We start from the raw sequence: 7,373 nt of genomic DNA on the forward strand, positions 1-7,373 counted from the left end.
ACTGCCCGCATGAGCCCGGAAGCCCGTTACGTCATCATTCTCGTTGAAGGACAAGGGCTTCCGCTCGCCGTCGTACGGCTGACCGGGGCCGTTGAGGAAGCGTTCACGCACGAACTGCGCTGGGAGCCGTCGGATCTGCTCGGCCGCGTTCCGTCCGAACCGGACTGGACGGCGCGCGACGTGGGCGTCAGCGACGCCAGCGGGTTCCTGGTCGAGATGATCCGCACGATCCGGTCGCGCGACCACGAGTCGGAGCTGACGGACTACAAGTACTACGCGTCGTTCAAGGACGCGCTCGGTGTGCTCGACCTGGCCGAGGCGGACCGGCTCCTCCGCCGGCCGGACGGCGGTGCCGAGGAGGAGTACGCCGGGCACGAGACGTGGGAGCCCAGCGAGAAGCTCCACCGCATCGACTCCGGGCTCGACAAGCCGGAGGAGTACGTCGCGCTCAGCCTCGTCGAGGCCGCTTCCGTCAAGAGGTTGATCGACGCGCACTGGGACCAGGGCTGCACTCACCACGTCGTCCTCGTGGACAAGCGTCCGGTGGCCGTGGTCACCCAGGTGGCGAAGGACCCGGACAGCGAGCTCGCGTTCACCGGTGACCCGGAGCCGCAGCCGTCGAGGTTGCTCGCCCAGGCAGCCCGCGAGCCCCGCATGGACGCCGTGCGGACGTCCATGGCGACCGCCGTCGAGACGATGGCGCGGCTCTCGTCGAGGTGGCGGGCCGAGGCACGGGCGGGCGAGACCGCCGGGTACGCGGTCTTCCACCGGCTGACCGACGTCCTCGACCTCGACTCGGCGTACGCCGTCGTGCCGGAACCCGAGGGCCAGTTCTCCGTGCCGCTGAACGAGTCGGAGAAGGCCCGCCTCACCGCCCGCCTGCACCTCCGCAACGCCCGCCGGGAAGCGCAGCCGATCGACGGTCACTTCTACTTCGCCGTCTTCGAGTTCCTGCACGAGGTCGTGGACCTGGACAACGCGCGTTCGCTCCTCCGCGTCGCCGACTCCCAGGAGTGGGAGATGCTCCAGCAGGACGGGCAATGGGCGCCCACGAGCAAGCCGCGGAAGCTGCACACGCTGCCGCTGACGAAGTCCGGCCTCGACCGCGTCACGCGTCGGGCGGAACGGCTGACCCGCTGAGCTTCTGGTAGCGCGCGTGCACGATCAGCAACACCTGCTTTTCCTTCTCCAGGGCGGGAAGTTCCGCGAACCGCTTGGCGCGGGACAGGCAGAGCTTCAGGAACTCCAGCGAGTCGAGCAGGTCGGGGATCACCCACGGCTGGGACTCGCCGACGCAGCCGCGTTGCAGCGTGATGGTGGCCAGGATCGCCTGCTCCGCCTCGCTCCAGCGGTGCAGGGCGGCGTACGCGTTGGCCATGGACCACGTGGCGATGGCGCACTTGGCGGCGTAGGCGCGCGGCGACTGCGAGACGAGTTCGTGCAGCGCGCGGGTGGCACTCAGGTAGCCCTCCAGCGCGTTGGCGTGATCACCGCGGGCCGCCAGGCGGTTCGAGAAGTTCAGCACCACCTGGGCGTACTGCGGGCCGTGCCGCTCGGGGTCGCGCCGGTGGAGGTCCTGGATCAGCGTCAGGGCCTGCTGGCCTACCTCGAACCCGTCCTGGCCCGCCGCGCTCATTGCGATCGCGTAGCTGTCGAGTGCGGCGATGTAGCGCGGCAGGTGCCGGCCGGGATCGCGGTCGGCCAGGTCGCGGAGCAGCGCGACCGACTCGGCGGCGAACTCGGCCGCGCGGGCCGGGTCTCCGGTGTGGACCGCGCAGGCGAGGCTCAGCGCGACGGCCCGATCGCCGGGGTCGAGTTTCCGGGAGAGCTCCAGGGCTTCGAGCGACGCGGCTTCCGCACGGGTGTGGTCGTTCACGGCGTGATTGCTCGTCACGACGGTCTGCAGGGTGTCGAAGAGCAGGCCGCTGTTCCCGACGCCACGGGCGATGGCCAGGGCCTCGTCCGCTTTCTCACGGGCGTACCAGGGGTGGCCGAGCTGAGTCACCGCCTGGCAGAGCGTGACCAGCGCACGGACGCGGAGCTCCTGGCTGTGCGCGTTGTCGGCGGCACGCCGGGCGAACGCGGCGGCCTGTTCCGGTCGCCGTCCGTCGAGCATCCGGGTGGCGAGGTCGAGGTCGAACATGGGACTGGGCTCGTGCGCCGGATCGGGCTCGGAGTCGAAGGTGTTGCGGGCGAACAGGTCCAGCGCGATCTGGGCGGCGGCCGAGCCCAGCCGCGAGTGCTGCCGCGGCAGGCTGAGATAGGCGTCGACGGCGACCTCGTAACTCGCCGCGGCGAAAGCCCGGTGCAGCAGTTCGATGATCCGCGCGGGATCCTCGACCGAGGGCGCCGCGAGCGCGAGCGCGGGCAGGTAGGCGTCCGGGTCGCCGGTCAACGCCTGTGCCAGTGCGAGGTCCGCGGCCTCCGCGGCGACCCCCGGCACGGAGGCCAAGCGGCACAAGGATTCCACGGCACGTGGACGATCTGGTGCCGCGACGGCGCGCAGGGCGTCGACGAGCACGTCGGCGCCTCTGTCCGGTTCCCCGTAGGCGTTCAGCGCTTCTCGCACCAGCTCGTCGCCTGATTCCACGGGGAAGAGAAAGTCCGCGGTGCGCCGGACGTCGTAGAGCCGCGCGCGGAAGCCCGGCAACGCGGTGAGCAGCGCTTCCGTCGATCGCCTGTCGCGCACGGGAAACAGGGCGGGCAGGGCCAGGGTCAGGGACAGGGTGATCGGGTCGTCCGCGAAGCCCAGTCCGGCGTCAAGGACTTTGGTACGCCAGTGCTCCAGGTCGTGGGGCATGGGATCATGTAACCAGCTCTCGTGCGTGTGCAGGGTGCCGATCGGGGAAGGCCCGTGGATCCGTTGTCGCGTCTGGCGGAACGGCTCTGGTGGTTCACGACGGGCGGCGACCCGGCCCGTTGCTGGAGGACGCCGCGGTCGACGAGTCCCTGGAGGTGCTGGAGGCCGCGCTGAGGGCCGGTCCGGACGGCCGTGCCGAGGTGCTCGACCACGACGCCGTCACGTTCGCCGCGCTGGTGCACTGGTTCCGCCACACCGCGCTTCCCAAGGGACAGTGCGAAGGCGACCACCTGCGCAGCATGTCCCTGGCGCGGGCCATCGGGTTCGACGATCCCGGTCAGATCACCGTCGGCATGAAGGTCGGCGGGGTGGAAAGGGCCGCGCTCGACACGGTGGACGCGGCCGTGCAGTGGGCGCGGCACCTCGCCGCGCGGTTCGACCAGTCCGGCGATCAGGAGGAGCTGGCCTCCGCCGCGGGCCACCTGTGGGCCCGGATCTCGGCGCTGCCCGATCCCCGGCTGCTCGACGCGTTCGTCGCGATGGTGTACCGGCAGTTCCTCGCGCGCCGCTTCCGTTGCCACCAAAGGAACGGCCTAGCGGTGAAGCGCGGCCACGCACCTTCCTGCAGCCGGACCAGGGCGAGCTGCAACGGTTGCACGAGCAGGGAAAGCAGGGTCACCGCGAGAACGAGGACGAACGCCTCGCCGACGCCGATCTTGCCCGCCGTGCGCCAGGCCGCGCCGAAGTCCAGCCGCGGACCGGGAGCACCGGCCCACACCAGCACGAGCACGCAGACCGCGCCCGCCGCCGTCGGCAGGTAGTTCACCAGCACGAACCGGCCCGACATGGCGTCGTTCAGCGGTCGGGCGAGCTGCTCGAACCGAGTGGAGACACCGGGCTGGCCGGCGCGGTCGCCCTCGCCCAGCCGGTGCAGCGGCTCGCCGGACAGCCGCGCGAACCACGTGCGCGTGCAGGCGCCGATCGGCCGCGCCCCACAGTGAGCATCACCTGGTCGAGGCCGGGCTCGGTGCGATACAGGGCGATGAGCGCCCTGGCGACCTCGGCCGCCGGTACGTCCGCGTCGCCGACGTCGAGCACCGCGCGCCCGTCCGACGGCGCCCGCGGGTCCAGGAAGACCCCGTACCGCGGGTGTCCCGCGTCCATGCCGCCGATTCCGCTCGCGCGGTGCAGGGATCGGCTGTTCGAGCGTCAATTCATCGCCGGGAAAGTGCCGGATTTCGCGGTTGAACGGCACGCCTTTTCTCATTTTCCCGCTCGGCTGCAGGCGCGGATCCCCGCCGCGACCAGACCACGGCCCTCACTGGTCCTATCGCCCGGCCCCATCGCACTCACCAGGCCGAACTGGCCCCTCGCGCCATGAAAACGCCGCCTGACCAGCAAGATCACCATCACTCCGAAAACCTTAAAGGCATTTAAAACCAACAGGGTTCTGTTCACTTTGAACCCCGTCCGTGACGTCCCCGTAGTCATCGGTACAACACCGTTCGACCCCCCGAGGAGACACAGAATGGGCGCTCGACACCGCAAACCCGCGATGATCGGCGCGGGCGCCGTGCTGGCGGTCGCCGCTGTCGCCGGTGGCATCTTCGCCTTCAGCGGCACCAACTCGAACGCGGCGGAGGACTGCGGCGGACTCGACACCGCGCTCCAGAACAACCTGACCTTCATCGCCGGTCAGCAGGCGAACCCCGACGCGCAGTCGGACGCTCGCATCGCGAACCGGCAGGCGGTCGTCAGCCTGATCAACCAGCGGCGTGCGGCGGCTGGTTGTGGCAACAACGTCCAGGCGAAGCCCGAAGCGGGGCAGGCCGCCACGTCCGGTGAGGACTGCGGCGGGCTGGACAAGGCGTTGCAGAACAACCTGACCTTCATCGCGGGGCAGAAGTCCGCTCCGGACTCCCAGTCCGAGGCCCGCATCGCGAACAGGCAGGCCGTGGTCGACCTCATCCAGCAGCGACGCAAGGCGGCGGGCTGCAAGGGTGACGGTGGCGCGGCCGACGCGGGCCAGGGCAACGCGAACCAGGGCAACAACGCCGGCCAGGCACCGGCCCAGCAGCCCACCAAACAGCCCGATGCGAACCAGGGCAACAACAACGCCGGTGGCGCTACCGGCCAGCAGGTCTGCAACGGCTCCACGGTGACGCTGTCCGGCGAGGGCGGCGAGCCCGCCGCGTCGAGCGGCACGTTCCCGATCGGCACCACGCTGAAGGTCACGAACCTGGACAACAACAAGTCCACGACCGTCAAGGTGGCGTCGGCCTCCGGCAGCTGCGCGCTGCTGAACAACGCGGCCTTCGAACAGGTCCGCGAGCCCGGCAAGTTCCTCATCCGCAACGCGCGGATCGAGAAGATCGGCTGATCTGTCCACAACGGACGGCACGAGGCCGGGTGTTCCCGTCAAGGCGCGGGGGAACACCCGGCATCGTGCCGTCCGTGCGCGGTCACCGGGAATAACGATCTCGTGGTGGTCAGAAGCGGGCCCAGGATGAGACCTTGGTCGTCGTGACGGAGAAAGCATCGGCACCATCTGTCTTCCGGAACACCGCGTTCCTGCGCCTGTGGACGGGCACGACCGCGTCGGGGTTCGCGATGTGGGCCATGCCCTTCGTACTGGGCCTGGCCGTGCTGGAACGCTCGATCACCGCCGTGGAACTGGGTGTCGTCCTGGCCACCAGAACCGCGGGTTTCGTCGCCGCGGTCCCCGTCGCCGGTGTGCTCGCCGACCGGCACCCCCGCCGCGCCGTGGTCTTCTGGTCATGCCTCGTCGCCGCGGTCATGACGCCGGTCATCGCGGTGGGGATGGGGAAGTCCCTGCTGCTCATGGCCGTCGCCGCAGCGATCGTCGGCGCCGGTCAGGGCGCCTGCCGGCCGGCGTTCCAGGCGCTGGTGGCCGAGGTCGTGCCGGAATCCGGACGGCAGCAGGCCAACGCGGCGACCACCCTGGCGATCAGGGTGACCACGCTGGTCGCGCCGAGCCTCACCGCGCTCGCGGCACTGCTCCTGGACGCCCGCGCGCTGCTCGCGATCACCGCCGTGCTGTGGCTCTGCGCCGCGCTCGTGCCACCGAAGGGGACGGGCAAGCCGCCGCAGACCGGCGAAGCCCGCGCGGGGTTCGTCGCCGACTTCCTCGACGGCATCAGGGAGGCACGCCGGCACCCGTGGCTTCTCGGCGGGCTCGGTGCGCTGACCGCGATGATCGCCTTCGGCTACTCCGCGACGGCCGTGCTGCTGCCGGTGGTGAGCCGGGATCGCTACGACACGGAGGCGGTGCTGGCGGCCGCGACGACCGCGTACACCCTGGGAGCGCTCGGGGAGCGGTGCTGATCGCCCGCTGGCGGCCTCGGGCGGCGGGATGGGCCTCGCTGGCCGGACTCGCCTGCTACGGCCTCATCCCGCTGGGCCTGCTGGCGCCGGTGCACCCGTTCGTGCTGATCGCCGTGTACGTCGTCGCGGGGGTCGGCATCGAGCTGTTCAACGTCCCGTGGTTCACCGCGATCCAGCGCGAGGTCGAACCGGGCAAGCTCGCCCGAGTGTCCTCTTTGGACTTCCTGCTGTCCTACGGCCTGGCGCCGGTCGGCCTGGCCTTCATCGCGCCGGCGATCGACCGGTTCGGCGCGAGCGCGGTGCTCGGCGTCTGCGCGGTGATCTGCTTCGCCGCACCCGCCGCCGCTGCGCTGATCCCGTCGTCGCGCGGCTTCACCAGGTCCAGCTGAACCCGCGGACACCAGGCTGCACGTCCAGCGCCACGTCCAGCAGCGTGCGGCCGGGAGTCACGGCGGAACCGTCCGCGAGCTGGACGACGGACGCGGGCGCGGCGCCCTCGAACGTCACCTCCAGCACGTACTCCCGCGTCGGCAGGCGGAACTTGCGCTCGTAGTTCGTCGCGAGTGGACACGGGTCCTGGTTGACCAGCTCGTGCTCGATCACGACGCTCTCACCCTTGCGCAGCGGCCGTTCGAACAGCAGTTCCGCGACCAGCAAGCCTTCGGACGGTTCCCGGACCACCTGCCCGACCGTGCAGTTCTTCAGGGCGTTGACCAGCGGCAACGGTCGGTCGTGCGAGTCGACGTGCATGATCACGACCCACCGGTCCGGCCCGGTCATCGACGCCGACAGCACCTGCCGCGAGCGGAACGCCCGCTCGGTGCGGTCCGCCCCGACCGTCACGAAGTCCTGCTGGCTCACGCGCAGGAGCTGGTCGTCCCACTGCGTGTCGAGGTCGTGCAGCGCCTGCTCGACGGGCGACGGAGACGGCCAGAACGCGGACATCGGCGCCGGGGCGTGCCTCAGCCAGCGGCCACGGGGACGCGGTGGCCCCAGCAGCTCCGAGAGGTGGCCCGGCGGCAGCTGCAGGATGTGTTCCAAGTGGACGACGGCCTGCAGCGACTTCTGCCGCTCTGGACGGCTTCGGCCCGTCTGCCAGTAGCTCAGCGTCGCCATCGAGACCGACACGCCGTTCTGCGAGAGGTGCTCGCGCAGGCGCTCCAGACCGAGACCGCGATTCGTGATCGCCGTCCGGAGCGCCTGCGCGAACTCGTCCACGCGAGCCACG

Annotated in this window: 6 protein-coding genes and 1 pseudogene; 4 read left to right on the forward strand and 3 right to left on the reverse strand. The window is 70.6% G+C overall.

Going from position 1 to position 7,373, the window contains the following annotated elements; genetic code table 11:
* Positions 1 to 9: 9 nt before the first annotated feature.
* The gene (locus tag OG205_RS04265; protein WP_330274921.1) at positions 10 to 1,140 is read left to right on the forward strand and encodes a hypothetical protein; all 1,131 of its coding nucleotides are present in this window, start codon (positions 10 to 12) and stop codon (positions 1,138 to 1,140) included.
* Here OG205_RS04265 and OG205_RS04270 read toward each other — a convergent pair.
* Positions 1,109 to 2,800: a hypothetical protein gene (locus OG205_RS04270; protein ID WP_330274922.1), complete on the reverse strand. Its 1,692-nt coding sequence runs from the start codon at positions 2,798 to 2,800 to the stop codon at positions 1,109 to 1,111. The two genes, OG205_RS04265 and OG205_RS04270, sit on opposite strands and share 32 nt — an antisense overlap.
* Before the next feature lie 89 nt (positions 2,801 to 2,889).
* Here OG205_RS04270 and OG205_RS04275 point away from each other — a divergent pair, with 89 nt between their 5' ends.
* On the forward strand, positions 2,890 to 3,621 hold the full coding sequence (locus OG205_RS04275; RefSeq protein ID WP_330274923.1) for a hypothetical protein: 732 nt from the start codon (positions 2,890 to 2,892) through the stop codon (positions 3,619 to 3,621).
* 34 nt (positions 3,622 to 3,655) lie between these two features.
* Here OG205_RS04275 and OG205_RS04280 read toward each other — a convergent pair whose 3' ends face one another.
* A complete protein-coding gene (locus tag OG205_RS04280; RefSeq protein WP_330274924.1) occupies positions 3,656 to 3,964 on the reverse strand; it encodes a hypothetical protein in 309 nt (102 codons plus the stop codon).
* 598 nt (positions 3,965 to 4,562) lie between these two features.
* On the opposite strand from OG205_RS04280, the gene OG205_RS04285 reads away from it, so the two are divergent.
* Positions 4,563 to 5,180 carry a hypothetical protein gene (locus OG205_RS04285; protein ID WP_442916805.1) on the forward strand — a complete coding sequence of 206 codons (618 nt, stop codon included), beginning with the start codon at positions 4,563 to 4,565 and terminating at the stop codon, positions 5,178 to 5,180.
* Between the two features lie 143 nt (positions 5,181 to 5,323).
* Positions 5,324 to 6,534: pseudogene (locus tag OG205_RS04290) on the forward strand (MFS transporter).
* Here the strand turns inward: OG205_RS04290 and OG205_RS04295 are convergent.
* On the reverse strand, positions 6,518 to 7,363 hold the full coding sequence (locus tag OG205_RS04295; RefSeq protein WP_330274926.1) for an XRE family transcriptional regulator: 846 nt from the start codon (positions 7,361 to 7,363) through the stop codon (positions 6,518 to 6,520). The pseudogene OG205_RS04290 and the gene OG205_RS04295 sit on opposite strands and share 17 nt — an antisense overlap.
* Between the last annotated feature and the right edge of the window lie 10 nt (positions 7,364 to 7,373).

This window comes from Lentzea sp. NBC_00516 (assembly GCF_036346835.1).
Classification (GTDB): domain Bacteria; phylum Actinomycetota; class Actinomycetes; order Mycobacteriales; family Pseudonocardiaceae; genus Lentzea; species Lentzea sokolovensis.

Coding starts and splice junctions, on each gene's coding strand:
- OG205_RS04265 (WP_330274921.1), top strand. CDS start 10: ATGAGCCCGGAAGCCCGTTACGTCATCATTCTCGTTGAAGGACAAGGG.
- OG205_RS04270 (WP_330274922.1), bottom strand. CDS start 2,800: ATGCCCCACGACCTGGAGCACTGGCGTACCAAAGTCCTTGACGCCGGA.
- OG205_RS04280 (WP_330274924.1), bottom strand. CDS start 3,964: ATGGACGCGGGACACCCGCGGTACGGGGTCTTCCTGGACCCGCGGGCG.